The organism is Kitasatospora sp. NPDC002543 (genome assembly GCF_053594915.1).
In genome coordinates this window covers 6,949-28,682 of record NZ_JBSFWR010000014.1, presented here as the reverse complement: position 1 = coordinate 28,682, position 21,734 = coordinate 6,949, and the positions used below count along the sequence as shown (strand labels likewise).

At 75.4% G+C, this 21,734-nt stretch carries 2 protein-coding genes; both read right to left on the bottom strand.

Translation table 11 applies throughout. The annotated features are described in order from the left end of the window. Positions 1-19: 19 nt before the first annotated feature. Positions 20-19,741: an SDR family NAD(P)-dependent oxidoreductase gene (locus tag ACWD4P_RS08945; protein ID WP_449779103.1), complete on the bottom strand. Its 19,722-nt coding sequence runs from the start codon at positions 19,739-19,741 to the stop codon at positions 20-22. Then, complete coding sequence (asnB, locus tag ACWD4P_RS08940; RefSeq protein WP_449779102.1) at positions 19,738-21,732, bottom strand: asparagine synthase (glutamine-hydrolyzing); 1,995 nt, start codon at positions 21,730-21,732, stop codon at positions 19,738-19,740. Before asnB ends, ACWD4P_RS08945 begins: the two co-directional genes overlap by 4 nt. Positions 21,733-21,734 lie beyond the last annotated feature (2 nt).

Genomic DNA, 21,734 nt, shown 5'->3' with positions numbered 1-21,734 from the left:
TCCCCGCCCACCGGTCCCGTTACCCGGCGGCCACCACGGTCCGCAGGGCGGCCAGCCACTCGTCCGCCATCCGCCGGGCCGTGGCCTCCTCGAACAGCTGGGTGTCGTACTTGAGGAAGGCCTTGTAGCCGTCCTCCTCCCGGTAGACCTCCAGCGCCAGGGGGTACTCCCCGGGGTAGGGCAGGTCGTCGAAGGGCCGGAGGTCCAACTCGCCGGGGCCGGCGGGGGAGCCACCGGTCAGCAGTTCCGCGCCGTCGAAGTTCTGGAACAGGAAGTTGGTCCGCACCAGCGGCTCGTCCCCGTGGCCCAGGGCCCGGGCGATCTCGGCCAGCGGGTAGGCGCCGTGCTCGATCCCGGCCACGACCCGGCGGTGCACGGCCCGCAGCAGCTCGGCGACGTCCTCGGTGGCGGTGGAGCGGATCGGCAGGCAGTTCGCGAACTGGCCGACCACGTCCTGGAACCGCTCCTCGTAGCGCGCGGCCGTGGTGACCCCGGCGACCAGGTCGTCCTGGCCGGTCACCCGATGGAGGAACCGGGTGTAGGCCGCGAACAGCACGGTCGAGACGCTGACCCGGTGGCTCCGCGCCGTCCCCGCGACCGCGGCGGCCAGCTCCCGCGGCAGCCGGGCCACCACCACGTCCGCGCGCGGCAGCCGCCCCGGCACCGGGGGACGGTCGTACGGCAGGTCCAACCTCCCGTCCGCACCCGCCAGTTCGGTGAGCCAGTGGTGGCGGTGGCGCTGTCCCCGCGGGCCGGCCAGCAGCTCCTCCTCCCAGGCGGTGTAGTCGCCGAACTCGGCGTCCCGCAACCGTCCCCGGCCGCGGTAGGCGTCCTTGAGCGTGCGGACCAGCAGGGCCGTGGAGGTGCCGTCCAGCAGGATGTGGTGGGCGGTCACCAGCAGGAGCCGGCGGCCGTCGTGGAGGGCGACCAGGTGCGCCCGGACCAGCGGCCCCTTGGCCAGGTCGAAGGGGGCGCCGACCAGTTCGCGCAGCCCGGCCAGCCGGCCGGCCCGGGTGCCGGGCGTGAGGACGACCCGTTCGAAGGACGGCCCCCGGGCCGGGTCGACGTCCAGGTACGGGGTCCCGTCCCGCCCGGCGACCACCGCGCCCAGCAGCGGGTGGATCCGGGCCAGCTCCCCGACCGCGCGCTCCAGTGCCGCCTCGTCCGGGTCGCCGTGGACCTCGAAGAGCACCGGGAGGTGGTAGGCGACGGAGTCCGGGCAGCGCAACTGGTCCCGGTACATGGTCAGCTGGCCGCGGGACAGCGCCCACCGCCGGCCGGGGGCGCCGGCGAGCCGGTCACGGAGCGCGTCGATGGTCTCGGCCTCGAACAGCAGGGTGGGGGAGACGTCCTCGCCGAAGTCCTCGCGCAGGGCGTTGGTGAGCTGGAGGACGAGGATCGAGTCCAGGCCGTAGTCGGTGAGCGGGGCGGCGGTGTCGATCCGCTCGGCCGGGATGCCGAGGACGGCCGCCGCCTTGGCCCGGATCAGCTCGGCCGGGTCGGCCTGTGGCCGGGCGGGCAGGGTGTCCACCGGCCGGGCGGCCGGGACGGCGGCCGGGGTGTCGGCCGCCGCGGTCCGCGACGGTGCGGACGGTGCGGGTGGCGCCGACGGAGTGCCGACGGCCGGCGCGGTGGTCCGCGGTGCCGCCGGTGGTGCGTCCGCCGGTGCGGCCGGTGACGCCGGTGCGGCGGGTACGGCCGGTGCGAGCGGCGTGACCGGTGCCGCCGGCACCCGCTGCCTGGTCACCCCGTCGCTCTCCGCCGCGATGACCTGCTGCCCCAGCGGGAGCGCCCGGGACACCGGGAACACGATGGTGCGGAAGCCCTCACCGGCCAGCACCTCCCGCCAGCTCTCCGGCGACAGCGCCGGTGAGCCGGGGATCCGCAGCGACCGGTCGTCGAACAGCCACCAGCCCTCCAGCAGGCCGAAGGTCACGTGGCTGAACAGGTCGAACGCCGAGAGCTCGTTCAGCAGCAGCCAACCGCCGGGCCGCAGCGCGGCCTTGGCGTTGCGGAGGGTGTTGCGGGTGTCCTTGGTCGCGTGCAGCACGTTCGCGGCGATGACCAGGTCGAAGGTGCCCTCGGGGACGTCCTGCCCGGCCAGCGGGCGCTCGATGTCGAGCAGCCGGTAGTCCAGGTAGGGGACCTCCGGCCCGTACGAGGCCCGGGCGTGGTTCAGGAACGCCTTGGAGAGGTCCGTGTAGACGTAGCTCTCGATGCCGTCCCGGTACGGCTGCAGGGCCGCGAACATCCCGACGCTGGTGCCGCCGGTGCCCGCGCCGACCTCCAGGATCCGCAGCCGGGTGCCCGGTTCCCGGCGCAGCCGGTCGGCGGCCAGCAGGGCGGCCGTCCCGGACATGGCCCGGTTGAACAGGTCGGCGGCGCGGTTGTCGCGGTAGCAGCCCTCCACCAGCTCCATGGAGCCGCGCGGGAACATCACGTCGGTGGGCCGGACGCGGCCGGTCAGGATCCCGGGCAGGGCGCCGAGCATGGCCGAGGCCAGCCGCAGCTCCGCCGCCCGGTCGGGGTCCGCGGACCACCGGGCGCACTCCCGCTCCCAGCGGTCCAGCACCTGGTCCGCGGGTTCGGCCGGCACCAGGACCCGCTGGGCGTGCTCCCACCACTGCGCGTACTGCGGCAGGACGGCCGCCCGGTCCAGGCCGGCCAGTTGGGCGGTGAGGACCTTGGCGAGCCACGGGTCCCGCTCGGCCCGGCGCCACCGGACGACCTCGTCCAGTTCGGCGTCCGGCCCGTCCAGGTCGGCCGGCAGGGTGCCGGGCGGCGGCAGGACGGCCGGGCCGGGAGCGGCGACCCTGGTGGCGCGGTCGAAGTTGGGCAGGGTGTTGCGCCGGTCGGTGCGGACGTAGGCGAGCTGCCGCTGCGCGCCGCCGAGCAGGGCGTCCAGGGCGGCGAGCCCCTCCGGCGGTTCGATCGACACCAGTCCGACCCGGGTCATCCGCTCCCGGTAGAACTCGGAGGTGACGCTTCCGAGGCCGCCCCACCAGCCCCAGTTCATCACCCGGACCGGGGTGTCCCAGTGCCGGCCGAGGGCGTGGGCGTAGGCGTCGCTGAAGGTGCATCCGGCCGCGTAGTTGCCCTGGCCCGCGGCGGTCGTGAAGGACTGCATGGAGGACAGCAGGACCGCGAAGTCCAGCGGCTCGCCGTCGAAGGCCTCGGCCATCGCGGTGGTCACGTCGACCTTGGCGGCCAGGGCGGCCCGCAGGTCGGCCTCGTCCATCCGCGCGACGGTGCTGTCCCGCAGCACCAGCGCCGCCTGGACGACGCCGTGCACCCGCGGGTGGTCGCGCCGGACCTCCGCCAGGGCCCGGCGCAGCGCGGCCGGGTCGCCGGCGTCGGCCTGGAGGTAGCGGACGTGGTCCGGTCCTCCGGCGGAGCGGATCCGCTCCGCCACAGTGGCGTCGTGCGCCCGGCGGCCGATCCAGGTGACGTGGGCGCCGTGGTCGCGGACGACCTGCCGGGTCCACGCGGACCCCAGCCCGCCGGCCCCGCCGATGACGACGTACACGCCGCCCTCCCGGTACACCGGGCGCCGCGGGGCCTCGCACGGCGCCCAGCGGCGGGTCAGCCACTGGCCGGTGCGGTGGACCCAGGAGTCGTCGGGGGAGTGGGCGGGCAGGGCCGTGAGGTCGGCGGGCCAGCCGGAGCCGTCCAGGTCGACCCGCCGGACGGTCCAGTTGCCGTACTCCCGGCCCAGCGAACCGAACAGGCCGTGCAGCCCCGCGTGCGCGGGCTGCACCGGGTCGTCCGCGTGGGTGGCCAGCGCCCGGGTCGTCACCAGGGTGATCCCGAGCGGTCGGGCGTCGTAGCCGGCCGCGATCAGCGCCTTCACCAGGCGGAACGCCGCCACCACCCCGTCGTCCTGCGCGGCGGTGTATCCGGCGGCGTCGGTGGGCGCGAGCCGGGTCTCGGGGGCGGTCCACACCAGGTGGTCGACCGGTCCGAGCCGGTGCAGGGCGGCGGTCGCCTCCTCGACGCTCGCCGAGGCCGGCAGCGGCCAGCCGAGCGCGCCCGCGATCGGGGCCGGGGCGCCGACCACCAGGACGCGGTCGGCGTCGGACGGCACCGGGGGGCCGTCCGCGGGGATCGGGTCCCAGACCGGGGCGTAGAGGGCCGGTTCGACGGCCGCTTCGACGGCTGCTTCGACGGCCGTTCCGTTCCCGTCCCCGGTCGACGGCTCGGGCCGGTCCGCGGCCGGCGGCGCGGTGCGGGAGGCAGCGGGGGGCACGGCCCGGCGGTCGGGGGCGGGCCCGGTGCGGCGGGAGCTGTAGCCGACCAGCCGGACCCGCACCTCGCCGTCCTCGTCCACCAGGTCGATGTCGAGCTTGCCGAGCGGCCCGGCCGCCAGTCCCCGCACCACGGCCGTCATCACCGGCGCGCACGGGGCGAACAGGTCGAGCCGCTCCAGCGCGAACGGCACGGCGGTGTCCCGCAGTTCGGTCAGGTGCGCTGCGACGGTGGCCTGGATCGCCGAGTCCAGCAGGGCCGGGGCGAGCGCGCCCGGCTCGGCCGAATCGGGCAGGACCAGTTCGGCGAGCACCGTGTCGGAGCCCACGTGCGCCCGCCGCAGGGCCCGCAGGCTCGGGCCGTGTTCGATGCCCATCGACCGCAGGGCCTGGTGGATCCGTTCGCCGGTCACCGTCTCGCGGCACCGTGCCCGCAGCGCGGCGAGGTCCACCCGGGCCGGGCGCGGGGCGTCGGAGTCGGCCAGGGTGCCCTCGCTGCGGACCGTCCCCCCGGTCGAGATCGAGAACCGCCGGGCGCCCCGGGCGTCGGTGCGCAGGTCGACCAGCACCTCGACGGGGTCGGTCCCCACCTCCAGCGGCTGGACCCACGTCACGTTGGCCATCCGGACGCGGGTGCCGCCCAGCGCCCGTCGGGCCAGCTCCAGGTGGGCGACGGCGGGCAGGATGTGGCGGCCCTGCACGACGTGGTCCCGCAGCAGGCCGTCCTCGCGGGACAGCGTGACGCGGTCGCGGCCCCCGGCGGGCCCGTGCCGGTCCGGGGCGAACGGGTAGGTCGGCAGCGGGACGAGGCGCCCCCCGGCCGGGACCGGGGCGTCCCCGGCGGTCCGGGCCGGCCGGGTGCCGTCGAGCACCGCGATCAGCTCGGCGAGGTCGCCCGCCAGGCAGTCGAAGCGGTGCTCGAAGCGCTTGCGGCCGATCCACAGCGTGTGGGCGAGGTCGCGCAGGTCCACCGAGGGGTGGGCGCGCAGGTGCGCCGCGAGCCGGCGCCGCTGCTCGGCGAGCTGCCGCTCGGAGCGGGCCGACAGCACCACGAGGTGATCCGCCCGCGGCGCCGGCGGCCGCTCCACGGGCGGAGCCTCCTCGATGACGACGTGCGCGTTGGTGCCGCTGGCGCCGAAGGAGCTCACCACCCCGCAGCGCGGGCCGTCGGCCGGCGCCGCCCAGTCGACGGTCCGGGTGTTGACGTAGAACGGGCTGCCGGCCAGCGGGACGGCCTCGTTGGCGGCCTCGAAGTTCAGCGCGGCGGGAATCCGCCGGTGCCGCAGCGCCAGCAGGACCTTCAGCACGCCCGCGATACCGGCGGCGAACTGGGCGTGCCCGATGGTGGTCTTCACCGAGCCCAGCGCGCAGTACCCGGCCCGGTCGGTCCGGGCGCGGAAGACCCGGTCGAGGGCCCGGAACTCGATCGGGTCGCCCAGCGGCGTGCCGGTGCCGTGCGCCTCGACCAGGCCGATCCGTTCCACGTCGACGCCGGCCCGCTCGTACAGTCCGCTGATCAGGGCCTCCTGGGAGACCGAGCTCGGGGCGGTGATCCCGTTGGTGGCGCCGTCCTGGTTGACCCCGACGGCCGAGATCACACCGTGGACGTGGTCCCCGTCCGCCAGCGCGTCGGCGAGGCGTTTGAGCACCACGACCCCGACCCCCTCGCCGGGGACGAAGCCGTCCGCCCGGTGGTCGAAGCTGTGGCAGCGCCCGCTCGGGGAGAGCATCCCCGCGCGGCCCGCGAGCCCGTACAGCCGCGCCGTGGACTGGACGAACACCCCGCCGGCCAGGGCCATCGACGTCTCGCCGGACCAGAGGTCCTTGCAGGCCAGGTCGATCGCCACCAGCGAGCTGGAGCAGGAGGTGTCGACGGCGATCGCCGGGCCCTTGAGGTCCAGGGCGTAGCTGACCCGGCTGGGGATCACCGAGGCCATGTTGCCCCACAGGGCCTGCGCCGGCGCGTCCCGGCCGAGCAGGTCCAGGTAGTCGCCGGCCCAGGCGCCGACGTACACGCCGCACCGGCGCCGGTCCATCCGGCCGGCGTACCCGGCGTCCTCCAGGGCCCGCCAGGACTCCTCCAGCAGCAGTCGCTGCTGGGGGTCCATCACGGCGGCCTCGGTGCCCGAGATGTTGAAGAACAGCGCGTCGAACTCGTCGATCCGGTCCAGGAACCCGCCCCTGGTGCACGGGCTCACGCCGTCGAGGCGGAAGCGGGTGGCCTCGGTGACCAGGTCGTCCCCGTTCTCCATCCGTGTCCACAGCTCGTCCAGCGAGCCGGTGCCCGCGAACCGGCCGCTCATGCCGACGATCGCGATCGGTCCGCGCTCGGTCCGCTCGGGAGCGGCTGCGGTTGCGGCTGCGGGGGTGGGGGCGGGTACGGGGGCGGGTACGGGCGTGGGCGTGGGAACGGGGGCGGGTTCGGGTGCGGCCGGTGCGGTCGTCACCGGCGGTGCGGCCGGCGCGGGGTGCTCGGTGCGGGCGGGGACGATGGCGTCCCGGTACTCGGCGAGCAGGTGCGCGGCCAGCCGGTCGGGGGTGGCGTGGTCGAACACCACGGTGGTGGAGAGGTCCAGCGAGAGCGCGGTGTTGAGCTCGTGGACCACCCGGACCGCGAGGATGGAGTCCAGGCCCAGGTCGGCGAACGCCAGCCCGTCGAGGACCTCGCCGGCCTCCATCGCGAGGGCGGCGGCGACCTTCTCCCGGACCAGCGCGGGCACCAGTTCGTCCAGGTCCGCCGGAGCCGGGGCCGGGGCCGGGGCCGGGGCCGGGGCCGGGGCCGCGAGGGGCGGGGGAACGGGCGTCGGACCGGGTGCGGCCACTCCCACGGTCGCGGGTACCGGTCGCGGTTCCGGCGCGGTCGCGGGTTCGGCCGCGGGTTCGGCCGCGGGCGAGGCCCCGGAGCGGGGCAGGTCGCCGATCCAGTACCGCTCCGCGGCGAACGGATAGGTGGGCAGGGCGATGGTCCGCCGCGCCCCCCGGTGCAGTCGGCGCCAGTCGATTGCGATGCCGGAGGCCCACAGGGCGGCGATCTTGGACAGCTCCCCGGCGGCGCTCCACCGCTGGACGAGCAGGTCCTGGAGCTCGCCGTCCGCGGTGAGTTCGGCGAGCAGCCCGCCGGGTGCCGCGCCCGCGCCGCCCCGGTGTCCCCGTCCGTCGCGCAGCGCGGCCCGCAGGTCCGCGGTGGAGGCGGCCACGACCGCGTACCGCTCGGCCATCGCCTCCCGGCCCACCTGGAGCGTGTACGCGAGGTCGGTCAGCGGGGTGTCCGGGGCCCGGTCCAGGAAGGCGGCCAACCGGTCGACGGCGTCGGCGAGTCGGTCGGGGGTGCGGGCCGACAGGACGACGACCTGCTCGGTGTCGTCCGCGGGGCCGTCTGCGGGCTGCACGGGGTACTCCTCGACGATCACGTGCGCGTTGGAACCGCCGGCACCGAAGGAGGAGACCGCGGCGATCCGCGGGCCCTCGCTGTGCCAGGGCGCCAGTTCGCGCTGGAGCCGGAAGGGGGACGAGGCGAAGTCGATGTTCGGGTTGGGCTGTTCGGCGTTCAGGGTGGGGACCAGCTCCCGGTGCCGGAGCTGGAGCAGCACCTTGGTGAGGCCGGCCACGCCGGCGGCGGCCTCCAGGTGCCCGATGGCGGACTTCACCGAGCCGATCGCGCAGTACTGCCGGTCGTCGGTGTCCTGCCGGAACGCGCCGGCCAGGCCGGCGATCTCGATCGGGTCGCCCAGTTCGGTGCCGGTGCCGTGCGCCTCGACGTAGCCGACCCGCCGGGCCGGGACGCCGGCCCGGTCCAGGACCTCGCGGATCAGCGCGGCCTGGGCGGTCGGGCTCGGCACCGTGTAACCGGTGCTGCGCCCGCCGTGGTTGACACCGGTGGCGCGGATCAGTCCGAGCACCCGGTCCCCGTCGGCCAGTGCCCGGGACAGCGGCTTGAGCAGGACGCAGCCGACCCCCTCGCCCGGTACGAAGCCGTGGCCGCCGGCGCCGAAGCTGCGGCAGTACCGGTCGGGCGAGAGCATGCCGGAGCGGCACAGCTCGACGTAGTCCAGCGGGTGGGCGTAGACGTTCGCACCACCGGCGAGGGCGACCTCGCAGGCGCCGCTGCGGAGTTGCTCGCAGGCCTCGTGGATCGCGGTCAGCGAGGCGGAGCACATGGTGTCCACGGTCAGGCTCGGGCCGCGCAGGTCGAGCAGGTAGGAGACCCGGGCGCTCAGTGAGGCGAACGAGAGCCCGGGGACGACGAGTTCGCCCGAGGGCAGCCGGCCGGCCTCGTGCCGGGCGTGTCCGACCTTGGTCACGCCGGCGAACACCCCCACCCGGTGGCCGTGCTGTTCGGCGAGGCGGGCCCGGGTGTACCCGGCGTCCTCCAGCACTTCCCAGGCGGACTGGACGAACAGCCGCTCCTGCGGGTCCATGGCGTAGGCGTCGCGCGGGGCGATGCCGAAGAACCTCGGGTCGAAGTCGGCGAAGCCGTCCAGGAACCCGCCCCACTTGCTGTAGCTGTGTCCGGTGGCCACGGCGGTGTTGCGGTCGGGTTCGAAGAAGCCGTCCAGCGGCCAGCGGTCGATCTCCCGGACGGTGTCGCGGCCGGCCCGGAGGTTCTCCCAGAACTCGTCGGGGTCGGCGGCGCCCGGGTAGCGGCCGCTCAGGCCGATGACGGCGATCGGCTCGTCGGGGGTGACGGGCCGTCCGGCGGCGGGCTGCCCGGCGGGGGCGGCGCGTCCTGAGGGGGCCGCGGTGACGGCCTCGGCCGCGGGGGTCGGCGGCGCGGGTTCCGCCGCGGGCCGCGACGGTCGGCCGGTGCCGAGCCGGACGGCCACCGCGCGCAGGTTCGGGTGCTCGTAGAAGAGGGTCGACGGGGCCTCGGGGTAGAACGGCGCCAGCGCGCGCCTGAGCTGGATCACCATCACCGAGTCGAGACCGATGTCGACGAACGGCCGGTCGGGGTCGACCGCCTCCGGGGGCAGCTTGCTGACCTCGGCGAAGACCGCGCGCAGGTGGTCCAGCACGGCCCGGTCGGCGGCGTCGTCCAGGGCCCTCCCGGACGGTGCTCCGGACGACGGGGGCAGGGGCCGGGACGTGGACGCGCTCGGGCTCGGGTTCGGGCCCGGGTTCGGGTTCGGGCTCGGGCTCGCGGTGGGCGAGCCGCTGCCGGCGCGCTCCGGCGCACCGTGGTGCACCCACACCCGGTCCGCCCCGGTGCGCCAGGCGTCGGCCAGGGCCGTGAAGCCCGTCTCCGTCGGCATCGGGACCAGCCCGCGGTCCTCCCGCAGGTAGGCCAGGGTGCGGTCGTCGACGGCCATGCCGCCGTCCCGCCACAGCGGCCAGGCGACGGAGAGCGTCCGCCCCCGCCGTTCCCCCCGGGCGACGGCCGCGTTCCGGGAGACGGCGAACCCGTCCAGGAAGGCGTTCGCGGCCGCGTAGTCGCACTGCCCCGGGTTGCCCGTGACGGCGGAGCCGGAGGAGTAGGCCAGGACGAACTCCAGCGGGCAGTGCGCGGTGGCCCGGTCGAGGTGGACGAGGCCGTCCGCCTTGGCGCCGAGGACCTCCTCCCACTGGGCCGCGGTCTTCTCGGTGTACAGGGCGTCGCGCACCGTGCCCGCGGCGTGCACCACCCCGGTGACCTCGCCCGCCTCGGCGACGAGGTGGCGGACCTCCTCCCAGCGGGAGAGGTCGGCCCGGACGTAGCGGGCGACCGCTCCGGTCCGTCGCAGGTCGGCCAGCAGCGCCTCCACCCGCTCGTCGGCCGGCGAGCGGCCCGCGAGGACGAGGGTCGGGCGCCGGACGTCGGCGGCGATCCGGCGGGCCGTCGCGGCGCCGATGGCGCCGGCGCCGCCGGTGACGAGGTAGACGCCGCCGTCGCGCCACGGCGGGGCGGAGCCGGTGGCCGGGGGAGCGACGGCGGTCCAGACGGGGGTCTGCCGGAGTCCGTGGTGGTAGCGGACCAGGTCGTCCGCGCCGTCGGCGTTCTCCGCGACCGCGGTGGCCGGGGCGATGTCCGAGTCGCCGTCCAGGACGATCACCTGGCCGAGCACCCCTGGGTCCTCCTTGGCCACCGAGCGCAGCAGGCCGGCCAGGGCCGGGGTGTCCGTGACGGCCTGGACCAGCACCGTGCCGCCCTCGGCCGCCAGGCCCCGGACGGTCTCCAGCAGCTTCCAGGACAGGTCGCGGAACCGGCTCTCCGGCCGCTGCTTGGCGGTGTCCAGCCGGATCGCGCCGGGGACGTCGCCGTCGACTCCGCACAGCACGACCGCGCGCCGGTCGTGCCGGCGGCCCGACGCCGCCGGGGCAGTGGCGGGGGCCCAGCTCGGGACCGACAGGGTCGTGACGGCCGCCCGGGCGCCGCCGGGTGCGGCCCCCGGTTCCGCCCCGGGCCCCGCCGCCGCTGCCACGGCTCCGGCCGGTTCGGCCGCCCCGGCCGTCGGCGGGACGGGTCCCGCAGCCGACGCCGTCGACGGGACCGCTTCCGGGGCGGGTTCGCCCACGGGGTACCAGAACCGGTCCCGGGCGAACGGGTATCCGGGCAGGTGCAGGCGTCCCGGAGTCGCCCCGTCGGGCCACCCGGACCGGTCGAGGGCCTCCCCGGCGAGCCAGCGGGCCGCCGGGCCGGAGGCCCCGCCGCGGTCGCCGGTGGACACGAACTCCCGGAGGCGGTCCCGCAGTTCGGCCAGGGAGGAGACGTTCCAGGCGGCCCGCTCGGCCATTTCCTCCCGGCCCGTCACGAGGGTCCGGGCGACCGAGCGAAGCGAGACCCCCTCGGAGCGCTCCAGGAAGGCCAGCAGGTCGCCGGCCCGTGCCGTCAACTGCTCCGGGGTGCGCGCCGACAGCGGCACCAGGACGTCCCCGGCGGGTTCGTCCCGGTCGGAGCGGACGGGCACGTACTCCTCGACCACGACATGGGCGTTGACGCCGCCGAAGCCGAAGCTGCTCACTCCGGCCCGCCTCGGCGCGTCCCGGCCGTCGCGGTCGCGCGGCCGCGGCCAGGGCTCGTTCTCCCGGACGAGGTGGAAGGGCCCGTCGGCGAGTTCGACGAACGGGTTGACCTTGCGCAGGTGTCGGGTCGCGGGCAGCACCCCGTGCCGGAGCGCGAGCAGCACCTTCAGCAGCCCGGCGATTCCGGCCGCGGACTCCAGGTGCCCGATGTTGGTCTTGACCGAGCCCAGGCCGCAGGAGCCGTCGTCGCTCCGGCCGAGCCTGCGGAAGGCCGTGCGCAGCGCGCGGACCTCGACCGGGTCGCCGAGGGCCGTTCCGGTGCCGTGGGCCTCGACGTAGCCGATGGTGTCCGGGTCGAGGCCGCCGACCGCCGCGGTGATCAGCTCGGCCTGGGCGTCGGCGTTCGGCGCGGTGAGCGAGTTGGCCCGCCCGCCGTGGTTGTACGCGCTGCCCCGGAGCACGCCGAGGATCGCGTCGCCGTCGCGCTCGGCCGCCGCCAGTGGCTTGAGGACGACGGCTCCCACGCCCTCGCCGCGCACGTATCCGTCGGCGTCGGCGTCGAAGGTGCGGCACAGCCCGTCCGGGCTGAGCATTCCGGCCCGGTGGGCGCTGACGAAGGTTCCGGCGTCGAGCAGGACGTTCACCCCGCCCGCGATCGCCAGGTCGCAGGTGCCGGACCTGATGGCCTCCATCGCGCGGTGCACCGCGACCAGTGAGCTGGAGCAGGCGGTGTCGACGGGCTCGCTCGGGCCGCGCACGTCGAGCAGGTAGGAGATGCGGTTGGCGAGGATCGCGTGGTTCGTGCCGGTCGCGGTGAAGGCGTCCGGCCGCACCCCGCCGGTGCTGAGCAGCGTCGCGTAGTCATTGCCGGTGACGCCGATGAACACGCCGGTGTTGGTGGGGAGTTCGCTCGGGCGGTGGGCACTGTCCTCCAGCGCCTGCCACACCGTCTCCAGCACCAGGCGGTGCTGGGGGTCCATCAGTTCGGCCTCGCGCGGCAGGATCCGGAAGAACGCCGCGTCGAAGGCGTCGACGTCGTCGAGGACGCCCATCCGGCGGGGGAAGTCCAGGGCGGTGACGGCCCGGCGCTGCTCCTCGTCGTACCGGTCCAGCGGGAAGTCGGTGACGGAGTCCCGCCCGGCCAGCAGGTTCGCCCAGAACTCGGTGAGGTCGCGGGCGCCGGGGAAGCGTCCGGCCGCGCCGATCACGGCGATCGGCTGGTCCGCGGCCGTCCCGGTGCCGGTCGGCCGGGGTCGCGACTCGGCGACGGGCGGTGCCTCCCGGGTCGCCGGGGCGGTCGTCGGGGCGGTCACGGCGGCGGCCGCGGGTCCGGTCGCGGGTCCGGTCGCGGTGACGACCGCGGCGCGGCCCGGACGCGGCGCGGCTGAGGCCCCGTGCTCCTCGACCAGGTGGGCGCCCAGCGCCGCCAGGGTACTGAGGTCGAAGAACACGGCCGGGCTGACCGTGACGCCGAAGCGTTCCTCGATCCGCTTGGCGAAGGCGACCAGGGAGATGGAGTCGAAGCCGAACTCGTCCAGGCCGGTCCGGGGGTCGAGTTCCGCCGGCTCGAACTTCAACAGCCCCGCCGCGATCTCGCGCAGCCCGTCCACGACTCCGTCCACGACGGCGTCCACGACCCCGTCCACGACTCCGTCCACGGCCGCGACGGCCCGGGCGGACCCGGTGGCGCTCGTTCCGGCGGTGTCGGGACCGGTGGTGTCGGGACCGTCGGTGCCCGGCCCCGGGCGGACGGCGGCCGGCCGGGTGGCCCGGCGCACGGTCGGAGCCGTTCCCCCGGTGCCGCACAGCACGCCCTCCAGCGCTCCGAGGACCTCGCCGGCCTCGTCGGCCAGCAGGATCCGGTCGGCGCCGAGCAGGACGTACCCGACCGGCCCGCCGGCGCGGACCGTGATCTCGCCGATCCGGTTGGGCGCCATGTGCTGCCAGTCCGGGTGCCCGGCCCGCCGGGCGGTCCACTGCACTCCCAGGGCGATCGCCGCGAGCACCGCGGGCTCGATGCCCACGTGCCGCCGGGCGTGGTCCTGTTGGACGTCGGGGCGGGCCAGTCGCAGGACGGTGCCGCCGTCCGGCGCGGCGGACACCCCGGCGACGGCGCACGAGGCGGCCCGGGGGACGACACCGCCCTCGGCCAGTTCGGCCAGGAAGCCCGCCCGGTCCAGCACGGGCCGCAGTCCGGCGAGGTCGATCCGGCCGACGGGCGTGCCGCCGGCCCGGACGGTGAACTCGACGGCGGGCGGCCCGTCCCCGGCCCGCACCAGGCCGTGGCCGTCGGCGAACTCGGTGACGAGGCGTCCGGTGGCGGACCAGTCGATCGGTCGCAGCACCCGCAGGTCGTGGACGGCCGGTTCGGCCGCGAAGCCGCTGACCTTCCCGGTGGCGAGTGCGAGGTCCACGGCGAAGGTGGGCACCACGACGGGGAGCCCGTCCTGCCGGTAGGTGTAGTCCCGGAGGTCGTCGAGGCGCAGGTCCGCGGTGTAGCGCAGGCCGTGGACGTCGGACTCGTTGCGTCCCAGGAAGGGGTGCAGCCGGTCACGGAAGGCCAGCGGGGCGAGGACGGACGGTGCGTCCTTGTCCACCTCGACCCAGCAGCGCACCCGGTCGAAGGGGTACGCGGGCAGCGGGACCCGCCGGGCCGCGGGCAGTTCGTCCCAGTCGACGCTCCGGCCGGCGAGCCAGGTCCGGGCCGTCCCGTGTTCCGGAACGTCCCGGCGGCCTGCCAGCCAGCCGTCCACGGCGGCCAGGGCGGCGGCCCGGTCGGCCGCCACGAAGGCCCAGCGGTGCGGCAGTTCGTTCTTGCCGACCCGCAGGGTGAAGGCGATGTCGGGGAGGTCGGCCTCGCGGGCCCTGGCGAGGTGGTCGCGGAAGAGGACGAGGTAGCGCCCGAGGGCGTCCTCGTTCATCGCGGAGAACACGAACAGCTGCTCGCCGAAGGGTTCCCGGCGCACCGGCCGCGGCGGGTACTCCTCCAGGATGATGTGGGAGTTCATGCCGCCGGCGCCGATCGAGGTGAGGCCGGCCCGGCGCGGGTGGGCGACCTTCCGGCCGTCGACGGTGGTGACGGCCGGCCGCCAGTCGGCGAGGGTCTGCTGCACCCGGAACGGGGTGTCGGCGAAGTCGATGTCCGGGTTGAGCTCCGAACTGTGCAGGGACGGCGCCAGCTTGCCGTGCCGCAGCTGGAGCAGCACCTTCGACAGGCCCACCATCCCGGCGGCGGCGAGCAGGTGGCCCATGTTGGCCTTGACCGAGCCGAGCGCGCAGAACTGCTTGTCCGCGGTGTACGTCCGGTAGGCGGAGGTGAGGGCGCGGACCTCGATCGGGTCGCCCAGGGCGGTGCCCGAGCCGTGGCCTTCGACGTAGCCGATCGTCCGCGGGTCGATCCCGGCGTCCTCGACGGCCTTCTCGATCGCACGGGCCTGCATGGCGGGGCTCGGCACGGTGAAGCCGTTGCGCACCCCGGCGTTGGACAGGGCGGTGCCCTTGATGACGGCGTACACGTGGTCGCCGTCCCGCTCCGCGTCGACCAGCGGCTTGAGCACCACCGCGCCGACGCCCTCGCCGAGGATGGTGCCGTCCACCCCGACGCCGAAGCTGCGGATCACGTCCGAGGTGCCGGTGGTGAAGTGCTCCTGCGAGGAGGTGATCAGGTTGTACGGGTGCAGCAGCAGGTTGACGCCGCCCGCGACCACCATCCGGCACTCGCCGGCCCGCAGCATCTGCACGCCCTGGTGGATGCAGGTCGAGGAGGCCGAGCACATGGTGTCCAGGAAGATCGACGGCCCGGTCAGGCCGTAGAAGTAGGACAGCATGTTCGGGATGGTGCCGGTGTAGCTGCCGCTCTGCGGCGCGCCGCGGGTGAGGCTGTTCTGGAAGCCGTACAGGTTGTAGTGGTTGCTCATCGTCCCGACGAGCACGCCGACGTCGCCCTGGTAGCGGCGCCGGATGGTCTCCTTCGAGTAGCCGGCGTCCTCCAGCGCCTGCACCCCGGCCTGGAGGAACAGCCGTACCTCCGGGGACATCTGTTCGGCCTCGCGCTTGGAGATCCGGAAGTAGCGGGGGTCGAAGGCGTCGATGTCGCGCAGGAACGTTCCGGTCCGGATCACGGTCTTGCCGGGCACGGACCGGTCGCCGTCGAGGACGGCCCGGTGGTCCCAGCGTTCGGCGGGGACCTCGGTGAAGCTGTGCCGGCCGTCCGCCAGCAGTTCCCACAGCTCGTCGAGGGTGTCGGCGCCGGGGTAGCGGCCGGAGATCCCGATGATCGCGATGTCGTGCCGGTCGTCCCGGCCCGCGCCGGACCGTTCCTCGCGGGCCTCGCGGGCCTCGCGGGCCACGACGGACCCGACGGCCGCAGGGGCGGGGGCGGGGGCGTCGTCCGCTCCGACGGCCCCGGGGGCCCCGGTGGGCGCCCCGACGGCTTCCGGTGCCGGCTCGGCCCCCGCCTGCGGCTCGGCCCCGCCGAGGACGGCCGCCAGCTGCTCCCGCCGGGACTCCACGAAGTGGGCGGCGACGTCGGCGATGTTGAGGTACTCGAAGAAGATGGTCTTGGAGAGCGGACCGAACAGCTTCTCCAGTTCGGCGGTCACGCCCATGATGCTCAGCGAGTCGATGCCGTACGCGCCGAGGTCGGTGCCCGGGTCGAGGTGCTCCGGGGGGTGGTGGAGGACCTCGGCGACGATCCGCCGCAGCAGGTCCTCGGCCCGGGCGGTCAGCTCCTCGTCGCCGATCCCGGCCGCGGCCGTGCCGCTCGCTCCGGCCGGTGCGGCCGGACGGGCCGGCGCGGCGGGCCGGGCGGTGAGGGTGGCGCCCGCGCCGTAGCCGACCACGAGGTGCGCCGGGGCGTCGGCGCTCAGCGCCCGGCCGAGCGCGCGCAGCCCCGCCTCGGTGGGCAGCGGTTCCCAGCCGCGCTCGCGGCGCATCGCCTCCCGGCCGGCTTCGTCCATGGTCATGCCGCCGTCGGCCCACAGCGGCCAGCTGACGGCGACCGTACGGCCGTTGCGCTCGCCGGCGTCGACCAGCGACTGCCGGTGCCCGGCGAACGCGTCCAGGAACGCGTTGGCGGCGGCGTAGTCGGACTGGCCGGGGTTGCCGTACACCCCGGCGACCGACGAGAAGAGCACGAAGTGGTCCAGGTCGAGGTGGCGGGTGGCGGCGTCGAGGTTGAGCGTGCCGCGGATCTTCGGCGCGCCCACCGCGCGGACGTCGGCGAGGTCCTTGCGGACCAGGTACTGGTCGCGCAGGACGCCGGCCGCGTGGACGACGCCGTGCAGCGAGCCGTGGTCGCGCAGGATCGTCTCGACGGCGGCGCGGACCGCGTCGGCGTCGGCGACGTCCACCGGCAGGTAGTGCGCGTCGACGCCGTCGGCGCGCAGGTCGGCGAGCGAGCCGGTGGCGGCGCGGCCGCTGAGCACCACCGTGGCCCCGGCCCGGCCGAGGTAGCGGGCCAGGTGCGGGCCGAGGCCGCCCAGGCCGCCGGTGACCCAGTACACGCCGCCGGTCCGCAGCTGCGGGACGGCGGGGCCGTCCCCGAGCGGCGCCGCGACGGGCTCCAGCACCTGCCGGACCCCGTCGGCGCGGCGGCGGACCTCGCTGTCGGAGCCCCCGTCGGAGCACTCCTCGTCGACGATCCGCTCGACCGTGGCCCGGTCCGCGCCCTCCAGGCCGTCGACGCGCACCACGCGGCCGGAGACCAGCGGGTTCTCCAGGGCCACGGTACGGAACAGGCCCGCGAGCGGCCGGTGGAAGTGCGCCGGGACCCGCCCGTCGACCAGCACCACGAACCGGTGCTCGGTGGTGGGGCGGGTGAGCAGCAGCTCCCGGACGGCGGCGAACACCGTGTCCGTCACGGCTTCGATGCCGTCGGCCGGGGCCGCCGGGGGGACGCCGGGCAGTTCCGGGGTGTGCGGGGTGCGGGCCGGTCCGCCCGGGGCGGCCGGCCGGTCCGTCCACCGGGTGGTGGCGGTGACGACGTGCGGGCCCGTGCCGGTGGCGCGCTGGGTGAGGCCCCGGATCGTGGCGTGGACGGCGCCCTCGCCGTCGCACAGGTCGATGTCGAAGGTGGCCGCGGCGCCCGAGCCGCCGGTGCGCCTGACCCACGCCCAGCTCTCGGCCGGGCACGGCCGGTGGACCACGGCCTCGTCCAGGGCGAGCGGGAGGGTGGGCCCGGCGGTGTCCGCCATCAGCGCGACGGAGACCTGGAAGGCCGCGTCCAGCAGGCTCGGCGGCAGCCGGTGTCCGCCGTCCCCGGGTTCGGTCGGCCGGATGCGGGCGAGTGCCTGGTCGGTGCCGGTGCGCAGTTCCCGCAGCGCGCGCATGGCGGGGCCGTACTCCAGGCCCTGGGCGCGCAGCCGCCGGTCGACGGAGTCGGGGTCGGCCCGGTCGGGGCAGGCGGCGCGCAGCGCGTCCAGGTCGAGCGGGGCCGGCGGTGCGGGCGGGACGAGCTCGGCGTGGCCGGTGCCGTGCTCCGAGCCGTCCTGGCGGAACGCGACGGCGATCCCCCGTTCCCCGGGCGTCAGTTCGACCCGGACCTCGACGGGCTCCCGCTCGACGGTGATCGGCCGCAGCCAGGCCAGGCCGTGCAGCCGTACGTTCCCCGTGCCGGTGGCCGCGAGTTCCACGGCGGCCCTGGCCATCTCGACGTAGGCGGCGGCGGGCAGCACCCGCCGGCCGCCGACGCGGTGGTCGTCGAGGAAGGGCTCGGCGCCGGTGAAGGTCGAGGTGTAGCGCTGTTGCCCCAGGTCGGAGGTGTTGCGGTGGACGAGGGGGTGCAGCTGCCCGGCGCCGGTACCGGCGGGGGCGGAGGGCTCCGGCACGCGGTACCAGTGCCGGTCCCGGGCGAACGGGTAGGTGGGCAGCCGCACCCGGTGGGCGCCGGGCAGCTGCGGCCACCGGGCGTCCCCGCCGTCCAGCCAGTCGGCGACCGCCGTCATGAGCTCGGGTCCGGCGCCGGCGGGGTTGGCGCTGCCGCCCGCCGGGAGCTCGCCGGACGCCAGCGGTTCCAGCGCGGCGACGAGCTGTTCCCGGTCGGAGACGACGAGCGCGGCCCGGGCCGCCAGCGGTTCGCGGCCCACCCGCAGGGTGTGGGCGATGTCGGCCGGCGACTGGTGCGGCCGCAGCGCGGACTCCGGCGCGAGCAGGTGCTCCCGCAGCAGCCCGGCGAGCACGCGCAGCCGCTCGGGGTCGCGTGCCGACAGCGGCACGACGTAGGGGCCCGGCGTGTCGGGCGACGCGGCGCGCGGGGCCGGTTCCTCCAGCAGGACGTGGGCGTTGGTCCCGCCGAATCCGAAGGAGCTGACGCCCGCCCGGCGGGGCGCGTCCGTCCCGGCCGGCCAGGGGCGGGTCCCGGCCACCACGTAGAAGGGGGTGCCGTCCAGGTTGATCAGCGGGTTCAGGGTCTCGAAGTTGACGGTCGCGGGCAGCACCCCGGCCGCCATGGCGGCGACGACCTTCACCACGCCCGCCACCCCGGCGGCGGATTCCAGGTGCCCGATGTTGGTCTTGACCGAGCCGATGCCGGTGGTGCCCGGGGTGGGCTCGGTGCCGGCGGCCCGGTGCAGGTTCCGGAAGGCGCGCTTGAGGCCGACGACCTCGATCGGGTCCCCGACCGGGGTGCCCGGCCCGTGCGCCTCGATGTAGCCGACGGTTCCGGGGGCGACGCCGGCCCGGGTGTGGACCTCCTCGATCAGCGCGGCCTGGGCGGCCGGGCTGGTCACGGTCAGAGAGTTGGTCCGGCCGCCGTGGTTGGTGCCGACGCCCTTGATCACCCCGTGGACGGGGTCGCCGTCCTCGAGCGCCCGGGCGAGCGGTTTGAGCAGCAGGACCGCCCCGCCCTCGCCGCGGACGAACCCGTCGGCACCCTGGTCGAAGGCGTTCGCCCGGCCGGTGGGCGAGAGCATGCCGGCCTTGCTGAAGGCCACGAAGTGCTTCGGGGACCAGCACAGGTTCACGCCGCCGGCCAGGGCCAGGTCGCAGTCCCCGTTGTTCAGCGCCGTGACGGCCTCGTAGACGGACACCAGGGAGCTGGAGCAGGCGGTGTCGTTGGCGATGCTCGGGCCGTGGAGGTCGAAGTGGTACGAGAGCCGGTTGGCGATGATCGAGTAGGCCGTGCCGGTTGGGAAGTAGGCGTCGGTCGGTACGTCGTCGCGCTCGATCAGTTCGGCGTAGTCGGCGTGGCAGACGCCCATGAAGACGCCGGTGCGACTGCCGGCGAGTTCGCCCGCCCGGTATCCCGCGTCCTCGATCGCCTTCCAGGCGAGTTCGAGGGCGAACCGCTGTTGCGGGTCCATCGTCTCGGCCTCGCGCGGGGAGATGGCGAAGAAGGCGGCGTCGAAGCGGTCCGCGTCCTCGATGAATCCGGCCCAGACGCTGTTGGTCCGTTCGCCGCCGCTGCGCGGGTCGCCGAAGTAGCGTTCCTTGGACCACCGTTCGGCCGGGACCTCGGTGATCAGGGAGCGTCCGGCGGCGAGGTGGTCGAAGAGCGTGGCGAGGGTGTCGGCCCCGGGGAAGCGCAGGGCGAGCCCGATGATGGCCGTGTCGTCGGTGGTCACCGGGCCTCCTTGCCGGTCCGGACGGCGTGACGCCGGTCCACGGTCACCTTCAGGTCGAGTGCCTCGGTTCGGGTCGTGCCGGCCCGGCCCGCGCCGTCGAGCACGAACTGCCGGTGGAGCACGGCGGTGGTGAGCAGGTAGACGAAGGCCTGGTCCTCCTTGGTGCTCACCTCCTCGGCGGGCGACTCCATGATCCGGTCCGTCAGGCGCCGGGCGAACCGCTGGTCCAGGAAGTCGAGCTTGCCCAACTCGGCGTCGGACAGGAGGAGTTCCAGGTAGTCCGGGCGGCGCTCGGTGAACGCCTCGCTGCCCGGAGCGCGGTAGGGCTGCTTGGGGCGGCCGGTGGTCCAGGCCGGGAGCTCGGCGCGGAACGCCTTCTTCAGCACGGCCTTCTCGTTCCACCCGTCGTCGAAGCGGAGGTTGACGGAGGAGGCGGCCCGGACCACCGCCGGGTCGAGGAACGGGCAGCGGTTCTCCACGCTGTGCGCCAGCGCGACGCGTTCGCCCTGGGTCGAGAGCAGGAACCCGGGCAGCAGGGTCTTGTACTCCAGCCACTGGGCCTTCTGCACCGCGGACATGGCCTGGTAGCCCGGTGTCCGGGCGACCAGGTCGAGCAGGTCGGCGAACGGGTCGTCCCGGGAGGCGATCAGCCGAGCCGCGAACCGGCCGTTCTGGTAGCGCAGTTCGTGGGAGAACAGGCCGGGGAGCCGCTCGGTGGCGAACTGCTGGTACAGGCCGAGCAGATGGCTCTGGTGGGCCGGGCCGAAGTGCTCCAGCTCCGGGTGCAGGGTGGCGAGGCCGGCCCGCCGCGCGTCGTCCGTGAGCTCGTGCCAGCGTTCGCGCAGCATGGTCTCGCGGAACAGCGAGTAGCCGAGGAAGGCCTCGTCGGAGCCCTCGCCGCTGAGCACGGTCTTGACGCCGGCGTCGCGGACGTGGCGGGAGAGCAGGAACATCGGGACGAAGGACGTCCGGAAGGCGGGCACCTCGGCGTGGTACACCGCCGCGGGGAGGTTGTCGGCGATGTCCGCGCGGGTGACCGGGAGGGCGGAGTGCAGGGTGCCCAGGTGATCGGCGACCAGGAGCTGGCTGTCGGACTCGTCGAAGTGCTTGTCCCGGAAGGCCACCGAGAAGGTGCGGACCCGGTGCCCGGACAGCCGGGTGGCGAGGGCGGTCACCACGGAGGAGTCGAGACCGCCGCTCAGGTAGACGCCGACCTCCACGTCGGAGCGCAGCCGCAGCTCCACCGCGGCGCGCAGGCTCTCCCGGACGAACTCGACCGCCTCGCGCTCGGTGCCGTCGAAGCCCGGGGCGTCGAAGGAGAGTTCCTCGTAGGCGCGCAGTGAGCGCCGGTCGCCGTCGATCTCCAGGAACGAGCCCGTCGGCAGCTGGCGGACGCCGACGAACGGCGTGCGGTCGGGCAGTGGCGTCCACACCGCGTAGATCGCGGCCAGGTCCTTGGGGGAGAGCTCGAAGCGGAAGCCGGGGAAGGCGCCGAAGGCCTTGGCCTCGGAGGCGAACAGGAGGGCGCCGTCGTGCTCGGCGTAGTACAGCGGGCGCTTGCCGTAGCGGTCGCGGGCCAGGACGAACCGGCCGGTCACGGTGTCCCTGATCGCGAGCGCGAACGGGCCGTTGAAGCGGGCGAAGCAGTCCGGTCCCCACTGGATCCAGGCCTGCAGGGCGACTTCGGTGTCGGAGTGGTCGGTGCGGAACGGGCGGCCCAGGGCCTCCAGTTCCGCGCGCAGTTCGACGTGGTTGTAGATCTCGCCGTTGAAGCAGATCCAGTGGCGCTCGGTCGGGTCCGACATCGGCTGCGCGCCGTCGGCGGGATCGACGATCGCCAGCCGTACGGCTCCCATCGCGAGCCCGTCGTCCAGGTAGTAGCCGGCCTGGTCCGGCCCGCGGTGGCGGATGGCGGAGAGCATGGAGGTGATGACCTCGGTGGTCGCTCCGGACCATGGTGGGTTCGCGAGGAACCCGGCGATTCCGCACATGA

Excerpts from the sequence above, each read along its gene's own strand:
- asnB (WP_449779102.1), bottom strand. The coding sequence starts at position 21,732 with ATGTGCGGAATCGCCGGGTTCCTCGCGAACCCACCATGGTCCGGAGCG.